The following is a 13275-nucleotide window of genomic DNA, read 5'->3' as shown; positions in this document are numbered from 1 at the left end:
ACGCCTTTGGCGATTCCGCCAAAGGCGATCAGACGCTAGCCCCAAGCCTCGCGCCATCGCCATGATTGCGGCGCGCGCCGCGGCGTGGTGTGATCCGGCCCGGGAGACTGACGCTGGCGCCACGGCAACCATCGAGTTGCGTCTGGGATGGCTGCGCCGTGCGAAAACACCGCCGCGCACCCGACAGGCACGGGCAGGAGAGACGGATGCAGAGCTTCCAGCAGGATTGCGTCGAACTGGCGCTGGCGAAATACCGGCGCGGGGAGATGGACCGCCGCACCCTGTTGGCGGGCCTGGCCGCGCTCGGCATGGGCGCGGCCGCCGCCGGCGAGGCCGGGGCGCAGACGCCGCAGAACATCGTGATGGTGAACTGGGGCGGCATGGCCAACCAGGCCTTCGGCCGCTTCTATGGCGAGCCCTTCATGGCCGCCAATCCGGGCTTCCGCGTGGTGCAGGACAGCACGGGACCGTCCGCCGGCCGCATCCGCTCCATGGTGGAGAGCGGGCGCGTCACCTGGGACCTTTGCGACAGCTCCGCCACATCCGCCTTCCTGCTGGGGGGCATGAACCTGCTGAACCCGGTGGACTACAATGTGGTGAACCGCGAGCACGTGCTCGGCCCGACCTTCGCGCTGGAGCATGGCGCCGCGTCCTATTCCTTCAGCAATGTGCTCGTCTATGACAGCACGAAGTTCCAGACGGCCCCCACAAGCTGGGCGGATTTCTGGGATCTGCGCCGCTTCCCCGGCACGCGGCTGCTGCGGCGCGATGCCGCTGGCGCGCTGGACGCGGCGCAGATGTCGCTGGGGCGCCCCCTGCCGGAGCTGTATCCGCTGGATGTGCGGGCCAGCCTTGCCCGCGTGCGGGAGATCCGGCGCAACCTGGTCTTCTGGACCTCGGGCGCGGAGTCGGAGCAGTTCATCCGCACGGGCGAGGCGGTGATGGGCCAGATCTGGCACACCCGCGCCAAGGTGCTGGAACAGGAGAGCAACGGCCGGTTCAAGTTCATCTGGAACCAGGGCATCCTCCAGCCCGGCATCTTCGTCAGCCCGCGCGGCAACCCGGCCGGGGCGGCGGCGCAGCGGCTGCTGGCCTCGATGCTGGCCAATGCCGAGCAGCAGGTGGAATTGCTGAAGTTCTTCGGCAATGGCCCGACCAACCCCGCCGCCGCACCTCTCGTCCCCGAGGAATACAAGCGCTTCAACCCGACAGAGCCCGCCAACGCCGCCGTGCAGGTGGCGCAGAACGGGCGCTGGTGGGGCGAGAACTACGCCCGGGTGAATGCCGACTACATCGACATGGTGACCGGCTGACATAGGGTATTTCTTGTGATCCTGGTGGTGAAGTCGGGCGGCCCCGAGGCCGTCCTGGAATGGCGTCGCGGCTTCGGTGACCTGGTGCCGGGCCTGGAGGTCCGGGACTGGAACGACCCGGACGTGACGCCGGAGATGGTGGACTACGCCCTGGTCTGGGACCCGGAGCCAGGGCGGCTCGCCGCCATGCCGCGGCTGCGCGCCATCTTCGGCTCGGGCGCGGGGGTGGACCACATCGTGGCGGACCCGACCCTGCCGCCCGGCGTGCCCATCGTGCGCTGCGTGCCGGAGGAAGCGACGCAGCGCATGGGCGAATTCGTGGTCTGGTCCGTGCTGTCATTGGCCAAGGAGGCGCGGCGCATGGCGCTGGCCCAGGTGGCGTCCGAATGGGCGGCGGTGGACCCGCCCTTCGCCGCCGCCGACCGCACGGTTGGCATCATGGGCCTGGGCGCCATGGGCCAGCGCTCGGCCGAGATGCTGCGCGCGCTCGGCATTCCGGTGCGCGGCTGGTCGCGCAGCCGCAAATCCATCCCCGGCGTGGAGTGCTTCGCCGGCGCGGAGGAGCGCGACGCCTTCCTGGCCGGCTGCGACGTGCTGGTCTGCCTGCTGCCCGCGACGGCCGAGACCCAGGGCCTCATCGCCGCCCCCCTGCTGGCGAAACTGCCGCGCGGCGCGGGGCTGGTGCAGGTGGGGCGCGGCGCGCAGCAGGTGCTGCCGGACATCATCGCGGCCCTCGATTCCGGGCAGTTGTCCGGTGCGGTGCTGGACGTCTTCACGCCCGAGCCCCTGCCCGCCGGCAGCCCCGCCTGGGCGCACCCTTCCATCATCGTCACCCCCCATGTGGCCAGCCTGCCCAGCCGCGCCGAGCGCGCGCGCTATGTGGCCCGCGCCATCGCCGCGCTGGAGCGGGGCGAGACGCTTCCCCATCTCTACGATCCCGCGCGAGGCTATTGATGTCCCTTCCCCCGCCGCCCGTCCGCCCCGACCCGAACCGCGTGCCGACCGAGCAGGAGCTGCGCGAGGATTTGGCCGCGGCCTATCGCCTCATCGCGCATTTCGGCATGACGGACCTGGTGTTCACGCACCTTTCGGTGCGGCTGCCGGGACCGGGCCATCGCTTCCTGGTGAACCCCTACGGCCTGCTGTTCGAGGAGATCACGGCCTCCTCCCTTGTCGCCGTGGATGCGGAGGGCGAGCCCTTGCAGGAGACCTCCTGGCCCGTGAACCCGGCGGGCTTCGTCATCCATTCCGCCGTGCACACGGGGCGTGAGGACGCGGCCTGCGTCATGCACACCCACACCATCGCGGGCATGGCGGTGGCGGCGCAGGAACAGGGGCTGCTGCCGCTGAACCAGATCAGCATCGAGTTCGCGGGGCGCGTGGCGGTGCATGAGTACGAGGGCATCGCGGCGGACGACAACCTCTCCGAACGCCAGCGCCTGGTGCGCGACCTCGGCAGCCACAACTGCATGATCCTGCGCAACCACGGCCTGCTGACGGTGGGCCGCACGGTCGCCGAGGCCTTCTACTACATGTACTACCTGGAGCAGTCCTGCCGCATCCAGCTCGCCGCGCAATCGGGCGGCAAGGCGCTGACCATGCCCCCGCCCGAGGTGGTGGAACGCACGCGCGACCAGTTCGGCAGCGGCCCCACCAAGGGCTGGCTGCCCTGGCAGGCGCTGCGCCGCAAGCTGGATCGCCAGCAGCCGGACTACAAGTCGTGAAGGGCCACGCCCTCTCGCTGCGCCGGCTGACCAAGCGCTATGGCGACTTCACCGCGGTGGACGATGTCTCGCTGGAGGTGGAGCAAGGCCAGTTCCTGACGCTGCTGGGCCCCAGCGGCTCGGGCAAGACCACCATCCTGATGGCGGTGGCGGGCTTCGTGGAACCGACCGACGGGCATGTGCTGCTGGACGGGCGCGACATCACGCCCCTGCCCCCCGAGAAGCGCGATTTCGGGATGGTCTTCCAGGGCTATGCGCTGTTCCCGCACATGAGCGTGGCCGACAACGTGGCCTTCCCGCTGCGCGTGCGCGGCCAGTCGCGCGCGGACCGGGAGGCGAAGGTGCGCGCGGCGCTGGACCTCGTGCAGCTTTCCGCCTTCGCGGAGCGCCTGCCGAAGCAGCTCTCGGGCGGGCAGCAGCAGCGCGTGGCGCTGGCCCGCGCGCTGGTCTTCGATCCCAACCTGCTGCTGCTGGACGAACCGCTCTCCGCGCTCGACAAGAAGCTGCGCGCCGAACTCCAGGAGGAGCTGAAGGCGCTGCACCGCCGCATCGGCCGCACCTTCGTGAACGTGACGCATGACCAGGAGGAGGCGCTGTCGCTCTCCGACCGCATCGCCATCCTCAACCATGGCAAGCTGGTGCAGTTCGGCGGCCCTGGCGAACTCTATGAACGCCCCCGCACCCGCTTCGTGGCGGATTTCCTCGGCAAGTCGAACTTCCTGCAGGGCATCGCGCGCGGGCCGGACGCGGCGGGGATGCTGCTGGAGACGCCGGGCCAGGGCATCCATGTGCGCTTCGCGGGGCCGGTCCACATGCCGCGTGATGGCGGGCGCGCCCTGCTCTCGCTGCGCCCGGAGAAGATCACGGTGTTGAACCCCGGTGAGACGGCCGAGAATGTGGTGGAGGGCACGGTGCGTGCCTTCGCCTATCTGGGTGCCGGCTTCTCGCTGGTGGTGGAGACCGCGCATCTGGGCGAAATCCGCGCCGTGCTGCCGGCCTGGCAATCGCCCGTGGCACCTGCCGAAGGGCTGCCGGTGCGGCTGGGCTGGGCGGCGGACGCCGCCGTGCCGGTCGAGGAGGACGCGGCATGAACGCCTCCGGCCGCGCGAGCCTGGGCTGGTGGCTGCTGCTGCTGCCCGCCGTGGCGCTGGTGCTGTTCTTCTATGTGGCGCCCATCGTGCAGGTGCTGACCATCTCCTTCACCGAGCCCGAGCCGGGGCTTGGCAACTACGAACGGCTGCTGACCTCGGAGGGGGTGCAGCGCGTCATCTTCACCACGCTGCGCATCTGCCTGCTGACCACCTTCTTCGCGCTGCTGCTGGGCTATGCCATCGCCTATGCCATCACGCTGGCCTCGCCGCGGGCGCGGAGCTGGTGGATCCTGGCGGTGCTGGTGCCGCTGTGGATCTCGGTGCTGGTGCGGGCCTTCGCCTGGGTCACGCTGCTGCGCCGCCAGGGCCTGGTGAACAACACGCTGATGCAGGCGGGCGTGATCAGCGAACCGCTGCCGCTGGTGTGGAACGAATTCGGCATCCTGGTGGGGATGGTCCACTACATGGTGCCCTTCGCCGTGCTGCCCATGCTGGCCTCCATGCGCGAGATCGAGCCGCGGCTGCTGGCGGCCGCGCGGGGGCTTGGTGCCTCGCGCGGGCAGGTGTTCCGCCAGGTGTTCCTGCCGCTCTCCATGCCGGGCGTGATCGCGGCCGGCGTGCTGGTCTTCATCTTCTCGCTGGGTTTCTACATCACGCCCGCCATCCTGGGCGGGGGCCGCACGCTGATGGTGGCCGAATGGATCGCGCTGCAGATCCTGGACCTGATCCGCTGGGGGCTCGGCACCATGATGGCGACCATGCTGGTGGTGGCCATCATGGTCACGCTGCTGGTCTTTTCCCGGGTGGTGGACCTGCGGCGCATGTTCGGCAGCGGGGGGGGCTGAGCGATGCATGGCACCCATGGCGCCGGGCCCTTCGGACGGGGGCTGGCCTGGATCACGGCGCTCTACCTCGTCCTGCCCATCCTGATCGTGCTGCCGGTGGCGCTGACGGACCAGCGTTTCCTCTCGCTGCCGCAGGACGGCATCAGCTTCCAGCACTTCCGCACGGTGCTGACCTCGCCCGAGTGGCTGGGCTCCATCTGGCAGTCCTTCACCATCGCGCTCGCTTCCACCGTGCTGTCGGTGGTGGCGGGCACGCTGTGCGCCATCGGCTGCTGGCGCATCTCGCGGCGCGCGACGGACCTTGTGCGGCTGCTGATGCTGCTGCCGCTGATCATCCCCTCCATCATCTACGCGATCGGCCTCTATCGCTACTTCGGGCCGCTCGACCTGCTGGACCGCTTCCTGGGCGTGGTGATCGCGCATGGCGTCACGGGCATTCCCTATGTGGTCATCACCGTGTCCACGGCGCTGGCCGCCTTCGACCCGCGGCTGGAGCAGGCGGCGCGCGGCATGGGGGCGTCACTCAGCCAGACGCTGCGCTGGGTGATCCTGCCGCGCATCATGCCAGGCATCGTCTCGGGCGCCATCTTCGCCTTCATCCATTCCTGGGACGAGCTGGTGATGGTGCTGTTCATCGCGAGCCGCGACGTCTTCACCCTGCCACGCCGCATCTGGGACGGGATCAACGAGAACCTCGACCCCGCCATGGCGGCGGTGGCCGTGCTGCTGATTGTCTTTACGCTGCTGCTGTTGCTGGTGGACATGGCGCTGAGGCGGCGCGCGCAATAGGCGCGTGATCGCCGCAGGCCGAAGGCCCGGAGGCGTGAATCACACGCCCAGCGCAGGCGCGTGATCGCCGCAGGGCGAAGGCCCGGAGGCGTGGACCACGCGCCCAGAGGCACCCTTACTCCGGCTGCACGCCCAACTCACGGAAGGTCCGGCCGGCGGCCTCGTATTCGCGGGCCAGCATCGCAGCGAGTTCCGCGCGCGGCCTAAAACTCGGCACCGCGCCCCAGTTCTCGGTGAAGCGGCGGAAGCCCTCCGTGTCCATGGCGCGACGGCAGGCGCCCTCCAGACGCTCCAGCACCGCGGGCGGCGTGCCGCGCGGCGCGAACAGCGCGGCATAGGAGGGCTGCAGCGCGTCCACCCCCTGCTCGCGCGCCGTCCGCACGTCGGGGAAGGCCGGGTGGCGCCCTTCCGAGAACACCGCGACCAGCCGCACCTGCCCCGCCCGCGCCATGGGCACGCCCGAGGCCACCACGATGGCCGCGAAATCGAGCCGCCCCGCGATCACCTCCAGCAGCGAGGCATTGTCGCCCCGGAAGGGGATGTGCGTGAACTGCCCACCCGCCGCCGCCTGGATGCGGTGCACGCCCAGGAAGGGCGCCGAATTGGGCCCGGGCGAGCCATAGTTCAGCACCCGCTGCCGCGCCGCCGCGACGAGGTCTGTGAGGTTCCGGATGGGGCTGTCGGCCTTGACCATGATGCCGAGGATGTTCTCGGTCACGTTGCAGACGGGTGCCAACGCGTCGGGGCCGAGGCCCGTGTTCCGCACCAGATGCGGCTGGAACACCAGCGGCACCAGGGGCGCATAGGCCAGCGTGTGCCCATCCGCCGCGGCCTGCGTCAGCGCACGCATCCCCACCACGCCCGAGGCGCCGGATTGCGAGGTGACGATGACGTTCTGCCCAAGCTCCCGTGTGAAGGAGTCCGCCAGCGCGCGGGCGGCGGCATCGGTGCTGCTGCCGGCGGCATAGGGGTTGATGATGGTGATGGGGCGCTCGGGCCAGGCGAAGGCGGGCATGGGCGCCAGCAAAGCGAGGGCCAGGAACAGGCGGCGCATGGCGCTCACTCCTCGATGATGGCGACGGCGCGGATCCAGCCGGCCGAGGCGCGATGGATCTTCACGGGGAAGCAGGAGATCATGAAGCCGTCGGCCGGCAGGGTTTCGAGGTTCGACAGCTTCTCCATGTGGCAGTAGCCGATCTCGCGGCCGGCCCGGTGGCCCTCCCAGATCAGCCCGGCATCGCCCGTCTCCTGCACCTTCTGGCGCGTCAGCGAGAAGGGCGCGTCCCAGCTCCAGCCATCCGTGCCGGTCACGCGCACGCCCTGTTCCAGCAGCCAGAGCGTGGCGTCCTTGCCCATGCCGCAGCCGCTGTGGATGAAGTCGTCATGGCCGTAGCGGCTGCCGGCGCGGGTGTTCACCACCACGATCTCCAGCGGCTTCAGCACGTGGCCGATGCGCTTGAGTTCCGCCTGCACATCGGCGGGCGTGCAGACATAGCCATCCTCCATGTGCCGGAAGTCGAGCTTCACGCCGGGCTGGAAGCACCAGTCGAGCGGCACCTCGTCAATGCGCCAGGAAGGCTCGCCGCCGGGCACCGTGCGCTCGTTCATGCGGCTGAAGAAGTGGTAGGGCGCGTCCAGATGCGTGCCGTTGTGGGTGGACAGGCGCACCTGCTCCACCGCCGCGTACTCGCCCTCGGGCAGCTGGTCCACGCGGATGCCGAACTCCTCGGCGAGGCGCGGGGCGGACATGTGGTGGTCCACATAGGTGATGTCCGGCAGCATGTGCGGCGGGTCGCTGGCGATCCCGGCCTGCAGGGCCACGGAGATGTCGATGATGCGGCGGGGCACGGCGTTTCCTCTTGTGTTGGTTCAGGCGGGCCAGGCGATGGCGGGCGCGATCTCGGCCCGGCATTCGCCGAAGCCGATGGGGGTGGCGCCGGGGGCCTCGGCGCGGGCGCGGAAGATCACCTCGTCGCCATCCAGCAGATAGTTCCGCGTCTCGCCATTGGGCAGCGTGACGGGGCCGGTCAGCAGGATTTCGGCGAGGCAGGCGCGGGCGCTGTCCTCGGGCCCAGAGGCGGTGCCGCTGCCGAGCAGATCCCCGGGCAGCAGGTTGCAGCCATTGCTGCCGTGGTGGGCCACCATCTGCGCGCAGGTCCAGTAGAGATGGGCGAAGTCGGTGTCGGTCAGCACGGCGGGTGCGGCGCCTTCCGCGCGCATGCGCGGTGTGACGATCAAGGCCTGCATGCGAATGCCGAGCGCGCCATGGGCGCGGTTCCAGCCGCTGTCGAGGTGCGGGAGGGGGGGCGGCTCGATGGCGGGCGCCGGCCGCGCGAAGGGCGCCAGCGCCTCCATCGTCACCACCCAGGGCGAGACGGTGGTGGAGAGGCTCTTGGCCAGGAAGGGACCGAGCGGCGGCATCTCCCAGCGCTGGATGTCGCGCGCCGACCAGTCGTTCAGCAGGCCCACGCCGAAGATGCGGCCCGGCGCCTGTTCCATAGTGACGGGCGTGCCCAGCGCGTTCTCGCCGGCGATCCAGACGGCCAGTTCCAGCTCGAAATCCATCGCCTCGCTGGGGGAGAAGCGCACACTCCCATCCTCGCGCGGCCATTGCCCGTGTGGCCGCACCACGGCCTCGCCGGAAACGCGCACCGAACTCGCGCGGGAGTGATAGGCCACGGGCAAATGGCGGAAGGCCTGGGGCAGCGGGTTCTTCGGGTCCCGCCGTACGCCCAGCCGCGCGCAATGGTCGATGCTGGCCATGAAGTCGGAGAAGTTGGCGACGGTGGTGGGCAGGTGCATGCGCGCCTCGGCCATCGGCACCAGCAGCGCCGCCGCATGGGCTTCCGCCGGGGAGTGCGTGGCCAACAGCGCCGAAACCTGCCGCCGTAGCCCCGCCGCGCGGCCCAGCGCCATCAGCCCGTTCAGGCTGGGGGCCGCCGCCGCCTCGGCCGCCTCGCCGCGCAGCAGCCCGAGGCGCAGGGCGGCCCCCACATCCAGGATCATGTCGCCGATCGCGACACCTCCGCGCGGCGCGCCGCCCGCGGTGCTGAACACGCCATGCGGCAGGTTCTGGATGGGGAAATCGCAGCCCGGCGCCTGGGCCGAGGCGACCCAGCTGGTCAGCGCGGGGTCATGGGTGGCGTCGGGGGTCATGCGGTCTCCTTCAACAAGGTCAGCGGGCGGCGCCGATGGCGGTCAGCAGGCGGCGCTTGTCGGCGATGTCGCGGGCCAGCCGCGCGGCCAAGGCATCGGCCGGGGCTTCGGGGGTCTCGGGCTGGAAGACGCGGGCGGCGACGGCGCGATAGGCCTCGTCGCGGGCGGCGGCCAGGCAGGCCGCTTCCAGCGCCACGCGGGCGGCTTGCGGCGTGCCGGCGGGGGCGAAGAGGCCGCCGAAGCTGGTCGGCGCGACGGGGAAGCCCAGCTCGGCGACGGTAGGCACCTCGGGCATCAGCGGGTGGCGGGCGGGGGCGAAGACGCCCAGCACCCGCATGTTCTGCCCGGCCAGAGAGCCCATGACGGTCACCGCGAAATCCACCCGGCCCGCGCGCAGGTCGGTGAGGACGGCGGGCTCGCCCCGATAGGGCACGTCCTGGAATTGCAGCCCCGCCGCCTCGGCCAGTTCCAGCGCGGCCAGGTGCGGGATGGAGGCGATGCCCTGGTGCCCGAAGGTGACCGCGCCGGGCCGCGCCCGCGCCGCCGCCACCAGGTCCGCCAGGGTGGCGAAGGGGCTTTCGGGGCGCACCGCAATCGCCATCGCGTTCTCGAAGGTCTGGCAGATGGGCACCAGCGCCTCCGGCCCATAGCCCGGATCGCCGCGCGCCGGCAGGACGGAGAGCACGACCGCGGGCGCGAACAGCAGCGTGTGGCCGTCCGGCGCCGCGCGCGTCACGAAGGCCGTTCCAATCCCGCCCGCGGCGCCATCGCGGTTCTGCACCACCACGGGCTGCGCCAACCGCGCCGTCATGCCCTGGGCCAGGGTGCGCGCCAGGGTGTCGGTGGTGCTGCCGGCGGCATAGGGGTTCACGATGGTGACGGGGCGCTCCGGCGCCCATCCCTGGCCCGTCCCTTGGGCCATGGCGGTGGCCGGCAGCAGCAGCAGGGCCAGCGCGGCCCGGACGCTTTTGGACAACATGGCGTTCTCTCTCCCCCACCCTCTCGGCTTGTGGCGCCGTTCGGTTCAGTATGCGCGCAAAGAACAGGAGCGCGCCATGGCCCCCCCGATCCAGGCTCTCGGCTACCTCGAACTCCGCGCCAGCAACCTCGACGACTGGGCGGGGTTCGGGCCCCGCATGCTGGGGCTGATGCTGGCGGAAAAGACGCAATCCGAACTGGCCTTCCGCATGGATGACCGGCGGCAGCGCATCCTCGTCAGCGGCGACACCCATGACGGGCTGGGCGCCTTCGGCTGGGAACTGGCGGACGCGGCGGCCCTCGACGCCCTGGCCGCGCGGCTGGAGGGCGCGGGCGTGGCGGTCGCGCGTGGCAGCCAGGCCCTGGCCGACCAGCGGCGCGTGGCGGCGCTCATCCTGGCCGCCGACCCGCTGGGCAACCGCCTGGAATTCTTCCACGGGCCGGAGGTGGCCAGCGCCGCCTTCACTCCCGGCCGGGCCATCTCGGGCTTCCGCACCGGGCCGCTGGGCATGGGGCATGCGGTGCTGACGGTGCCGCGCGTGGACGACGTGCTGCCCTTCTACCGCGACGTGCTGGGCTTCGGCCTCTCCGACTGGGTGGAGCAGCCCTTCCGCGGCTATTTCCTGCATGTGAATGGCCGCCACCACTCGCTGGCGCTGATCGAGACCGGGCGCGCGGGGATGCACCACCTGATGATGGAATGCCTCAGCCTGGATGACGTCGGCCAGGGCTATGACCTGGCCCAGGCCGAGGAAGGGCGGGTCGCCACCACCCTCGGCCGCCACACCAATGACTGGATGACCAGCTTCTACGCCCGCACCCCCGGCGGCTTCCTGGTGGAATATGGCTGGGGCGGCCGGCACATCGAGCCTGAGACCTGGCAGGCGGAGTGTATGGACAGCGGCCCGAGCCTCTGGGGCCATGACCGCATCTGGGCGGGCGAGGAGGCGGTGGCGGCGGGCCGCCGCATGCGGATGGCGGCCGCTTCCCGCGGCGAACGCGCGCCCGTGCAGGTGCTGGACGGCAACCACACCCGCATGCCCGGCGCCTGCCCCTGGTGGGACGGTCTGCAGGGCTGATCCGCGGCAACCGCGCGGGGCCCGCGCACGTTGCTGCTCCGATGCCCCCCATACCCCCCGTGCGACCCCCATGCGGCTGATCCGCTTCCGCCGGCCGCCCGGGGCGGCCGCGGCGCTGCGGCGGATGAACCGTGCCACCATGGGGGCCGCCATGGGGCTGATGCAGGCCGCCTGGGCGCCCACCCCGCCGGCCACTCCCAAGCCGGGACGCACATCCGCCATCACGGGCTTCGGCAGCAATCCGGGCGGACTACGCATGCTCATGCACCTGCCGCGCCGCGCGCCCGCCCGCGGCGCGCCGCTGATCGTGGTGCTGCATGGCTGCGGGCAGGATGCGGCAAGCTTCGCAGCCGATGCCGGCTGGATCGCGATGTCAGAGGCGCTGGGCGTGCCCCTGCTGCTGCCCGAGCAGGTCCGCGAGAACAACCGGCACCGCTGCTTCAACTGGTTCCGCCCGCAGGATGTGGCGCGCGGCCAGGGCGAGGCCATGTCCATCCGCCAGGGGCTGCGCTGGGCCATGCGGCACCTCGGCACCGACAAGCGGCGCGTCTTCGTCGTGGGGCTCTCGGCCGGGGGCGCGATGGCGGCGGCGCTGCTGGCCGCCTATCCGGCGGTCTTCGCGGCGGGCGCGGTGGTGGCGGGGATGCCGGTGGGTTCTGCCGTAACGCCCGGCGGCGCGCTGCTGCGCATGCGCCACGCCAACCGCTTCACCACCCGCGCGGGCCTGGCCGCCAGCGTGCGCGCCTTCAACCCGGCCCGCGGCGCGGGGCGCTGGCCGCGCCTGTCCATCTGGCAGGGCGGGCGTGACCGGACGGTACATCCGGACAACGCGGCGCTGCTGGCCACGCAATGGGGCGCGCTGCACGGGCTTGTGGAGGAACCCTCGCAAGACACCGAGCCCGCCCCTGGCGCGCGGTTGCGCCAGTGGTCACGCGGCGCCACCGCTCTGGTGGAGTTGTGGACGCTGGAGGAGATGGCGCACGGCTTTCCCATCAGCGAGGGAGAAGGCCGTGCCGCGCGCTGGGTGCTGGCGGCGGGCACCCCCGCCGCCCGCCGCATCTGCGACTTCTGGGGGCTGTCGCCCACGGCTGATTCACGGCCTCGGTGACCCACCGAAGCCGATCAGACGAGCTGTCGCCCGCGGCTGATTCACGGCCTCGGTGATCCACCGAAGCCGATCAGACGCTTACCCGCGGCTGATTCACGGCCTCGGTGTTCCACCGAAGCCGATCAGACGAGCTGTCGCCCGCGGCTGATTCACGGCTTCGGTGATCCACCGAAGCCGATCAGACGCTAGCCCACCGTGATGTTCTGGGTGCGGATGATGTTGCCCCAGGTCTCCGTGTCCTGGGCCAGCGTGTCGCGCAGCAGGGCCGCATCGCCAGGCCAGGCGGCGATGCCGGCGCCGGCCAGGCGCTCCTTCACCTCGGCATTCTCGGCGGCGGTGCGGACGGCGCGTTCCAGCCGGGCGGCGATCTCCTGCGAGAGGCCGGCCGGCGCGAAGACGCCCTGCCAGAACACGGAGTTGAAGCCCGGCACCGTCTCCGCGATGGGCGGCAGGTCGGGCAGCGAGGCCATGCGCTCGGTGGACGTGACCGCGATGCCGCGCGTGCGCCCGGCCGCGATGGAACTGGAGGCCTCTTGCGCGGCCGCGAACATGCACTGGATGCGGTTCGCCGCGATGTCCACCAGCGCGGGCGCGCCGCCACGATAGGGCACGTGCACCACGTCAATGCCCGTGCGCGCGCGGAAGAGTTCCAGCGTCATGTGGTTGATGGCGCCAATGCCCGAGCTGCCCCAGCTCACCCGGCCCGGATTGGCCTTCGCGTAGTCGATCACCTCCTGCACCGTGCGCGCCGGGAAGTCCGGATGCACGTGCAGCACGAAGGGCGAGATGGTGGCCGGGCCAATGGGGGTGAAGGCCGTGCGCGGATCACGCGGGACGGAGGTGGGCTGCAAGGCTGGCAGCACGGCGAGGGAGGTGGTCCCCATCAGCAGCGTGTAGCCATCGGGCCGCTGCCCGGCCACGAAGGAATTGCCGATGGCCGTGCCCGCACCCGCGCGCGCGTCGATCACGACGCTCTGGCCGAGTTCCTGCTCTATGCGCTGCGCGATGAGGCGCGCGCCGAATTCCGTGGCGCCGCCGGGCGGATAGGGGTTCACCATCATGATGGGGCGCGTGGGGAAGTTCTGCGCGCTGGCAGTGCCGGACAGCAGCGCGGGTGCCGCGAGCGCCGGCGCCGACGCGAAAAGCATGCGACGTGAGAACATTTGGTTCCTCCCAGTGTTTGTGCGGCCAT

At 71.2% G+C, this 13275-nt stretch carries 13 protein-coding genes; 8 read left to right on the top strand and 5 right to left on the bottom strand.

Annotated features, from left to right (window positions below):
• Nucleotides 1-206: 206 nt before the first annotated feature.
• The 6 genes from GGQ83_RS19215 to GGQ83_RS19190 are packed head-to-tail and all read left to right on the top strand — an operon-like array spanning nt 207 to nt 5762.
• Nucleotides 207-1313 (top strand): extracellular solute-binding protein, encoded by a 1107-nt coding sequence (locus tag GGQ83_RS19215; RefSeq protein ID WP_184386616.1) that lies wholly within the window; start codon nt 207-209, stop codon nt 1311-1313.
• Nucleotides 1314-1328: 15 nt separating this feature from the next.
• A complete protein-coding gene (locus GGQ83_RS19210) occupies nt 1329-2267 on the top strand; it encodes a 2-hydroxyacid dehydrogenase (RefSeq protein WP_184386615.1) in 939 nt (312 codons plus the stop codon).
• A complete protein-coding gene (locus GGQ83_RS19205; RefSeq protein ID WP_184386614.1) occupies nt 2267-3037 on the top strand; it encodes a class II aldolase/adducin family protein in 771 nt (256 codons plus the stop codon). The genes GGQ83_RS19210 and GGQ83_RS19205 overlap by 1 nt, the downstream gene beginning before the upstream one ends.
• Nucleotides 3034-4128 carry an ABC transporter ATP-binding protein gene (locus GGQ83_RS19200; protein WP_184386613.1) on the top strand — a complete coding sequence of 365 codons (1095 nt, stop codon included), beginning with the start codon at nt 3034-3036 and terminating at the stop codon, nt 4126-4128. The genes GGQ83_RS19205 and GGQ83_RS19200 overlap by 4 nt, the downstream gene beginning before the upstream one ends.
• Nucleotides 4125-4973: an ABC transporter permease gene (locus tag GGQ83_RS19195; protein WP_184386612.1), complete on the top strand. Its 849-nt coding sequence runs from the start codon at nt 4125-4127 to the stop codon at nt 4971-4973. The genes GGQ83_RS19200 and GGQ83_RS19195 overlap by 4 nt, the downstream gene beginning before the upstream one ends.
• A gap of 3 nt (nt 4974-4976) precedes the next feature.
• Nucleotides 4977-5762, top strand: a complete 786-nt coding sequence (locus GGQ83_RS19190; protein WP_184386611.1) for an ABC transporter permease — start codon at nt 4977-4979, stop codon at nt 5760-5762.
• A 115-nt stretch (nt 5763-5877) separates the two neighbouring features.
• Here GGQ83_RS19190 and GGQ83_RS19185 read toward each other — a convergent pair whose 3' ends face one another.
• Genes GGQ83_RS19185 through GGQ83_RS19170 form a run of 4 tightly spaced genes read right to left on the bottom strand, consistent with a single transcriptional unit; the run spans nt 5878 to nt 9897 of the window.
• Complete coding sequence (locus tag GGQ83_RS19185) at nt 5878-6816, bottom strand: tripartite tricarboxylate transporter substrate binding protein (RefSeq protein ID WP_184386610.1); 939 nt, start codon at nt 6814-6816, stop codon at nt 5878-5880.
• Nucleotides 6817-6821: 5 nt separating this feature from the next.
• Entirely contained in the window at nt 6822-7610 is a 789-nt protein-coding gene (locus tag GGQ83_RS19180) for a cyclase family protein (protein WP_184386609.1), read from the bottom strand.
• 21 nt (nt 7611-7631) lie between these two features.
• Entirely contained in the window at nt 7632-8918 is a 1287-nt protein-coding gene (gene fahA / locus GGQ83_RS19175; RefSeq protein WP_184386608.1) for a fumarylacetoacetase, read from the bottom strand.
• A gap of 19 nt (nt 8919-8937) precedes the next feature.
• Nucleotides 8938-9897 (bottom strand): tripartite tricarboxylate transporter substrate binding protein, encoded by a 960-nt coding sequence (locus GGQ83_RS19170; protein ID WP_184386607.1) that lies wholly within the window; start codon nt 9895-9897, stop codon nt 8938-8940.
• A gap of 76 nt (nt 9898-9973) precedes the next feature.
• Between GGQ83_RS19170 and GGQ83_RS19165 the strand changes: the two genes are divergently transcribed.
• Nucleotides 9974-10975 carry a VOC family protein gene (locus GGQ83_RS19165; protein WP_184386606.1) on the top strand — a complete coding sequence of 334 codons (1002 nt, stop codon included), beginning with the start codon at nt 9974-9976 and terminating at the stop codon, nt 10973-10975.
• Between the two features lie 70 nt (nt 10976-11045).
• Complete coding sequence (locus GGQ83_RS19160) at nt 11046-12083, top strand: extracellular catalytic domain type 1 short-chain-length polyhydroxyalkanoate depolymerase (protein ID WP_242534781.1); 1038 nt, start codon at nt 11046-11048, stop codon at nt 12081-12083.
• A gap of 185 nt (nt 12084-12268) precedes the next feature.
• Here GGQ83_RS19160 and GGQ83_RS19155 read toward each other — a convergent pair whose 3' ends face one another.
• Nucleotides 12269-13246 carry a Bug family tripartite tricarboxylate transporter substrate binding protein gene (locus GGQ83_RS19155; protein WP_184386605.1) on the bottom strand — a complete coding sequence of 326 codons (978 nt, stop codon included), beginning with the start codon at nt 13244-13246 and terminating at the stop codon, nt 12269-12271.
• Between the last annotated feature and the right edge of the window lie 29 nt (nt 13247-13275).

The organism is Roseococcus suduntuyensis (assembly GCF_014196305.1).
Taxonomy (GTDB): Bacteria; Pseudomonadota; Alphaproteobacteria; order Acetobacterales; family Acetobacteraceae; genus Roseococcus; species Roseococcus suduntuyensis.
This window is presented reverse-complemented; position numbering and strand designations above follow the sequence as displayed.

What these genes read in the sequence shown, in the direction of transcription:
- GGQ83_RS19215 (WP_184386616.1), top strand. Translation starts at nt 207, where the DNA reads ATGCAGAGCTTCCAGCAGGATTGCGTCGAACTGGCGCTGGCGAAATAC.
- GGQ83_RS19205 (WP_184386614.1), top strand. Translation starts at nt 2,267, where the DNA reads ATGTCCCTTCCCCCGCCGCCCGTCCGCCCCGACCCGAACCGCGTGCCG.
- GGQ83_RS19195 (WP_184386612.1), top strand. Translation starts at nt 4,125, where the DNA reads ATGAACGCCTCCGGCCGCGCGAGCCTGGGCTGGTGGCTGCTGCTGCTG.
- GGQ83_RS19190 (WP_184386611.1), top strand. Translation starts at nt 4,977, where the DNA reads ATGCATGGCACCCATGGCGCCGGGCCCTTCGGACGGGGGCTGGCCTGG.
- GGQ83_RS19185 (WP_184386610.1), bottom strand. Translation starts at nt 6,816, where the DNA reads ATGCGCCGCCTGTTCCTGGCCCTCGCTTTGCTGGCGCCCATGCCCGCC.
- fahA (WP_184386608.1), bottom strand. Translation starts at nt 8,918, where the DNA reads ATGACCCCCGACGCCACCCATGACCCCGCGCTGACCAGCTGGGTCGCC.
- GGQ83_RS19170 (WP_184386607.1), bottom strand. Translation starts at nt 9,897, where the DNA reads ATGTTGTCCAAAAGCGTCCGGGCCGCGCTGGCCCTGCTGCTGCTGCCG.
- GGQ83_RS19165 (WP_184386606.1), top strand. Translation starts at nt 9,974, where the DNA reads ATGGCCCCCCCGATCCAGGCTCTCGGCTACCTCGAACTCCGCGCCAGC.
- GGQ83_RS19160 (WP_242534781.1), top strand. Translation starts at nt 11,046, where the DNA reads ATGCGGCTGATCCGCTTCCGCCGGCCGCCCGGGGCGGCCGCGGCGCTG.
- GGQ83_RS19155 (WP_184386605.1), bottom strand. Translation starts at nt 13,246, where the DNA reads ATGTTCTCACGTCGCATGCTTTTCGCGTCGGCGCCGGCGCTCGCGGCA.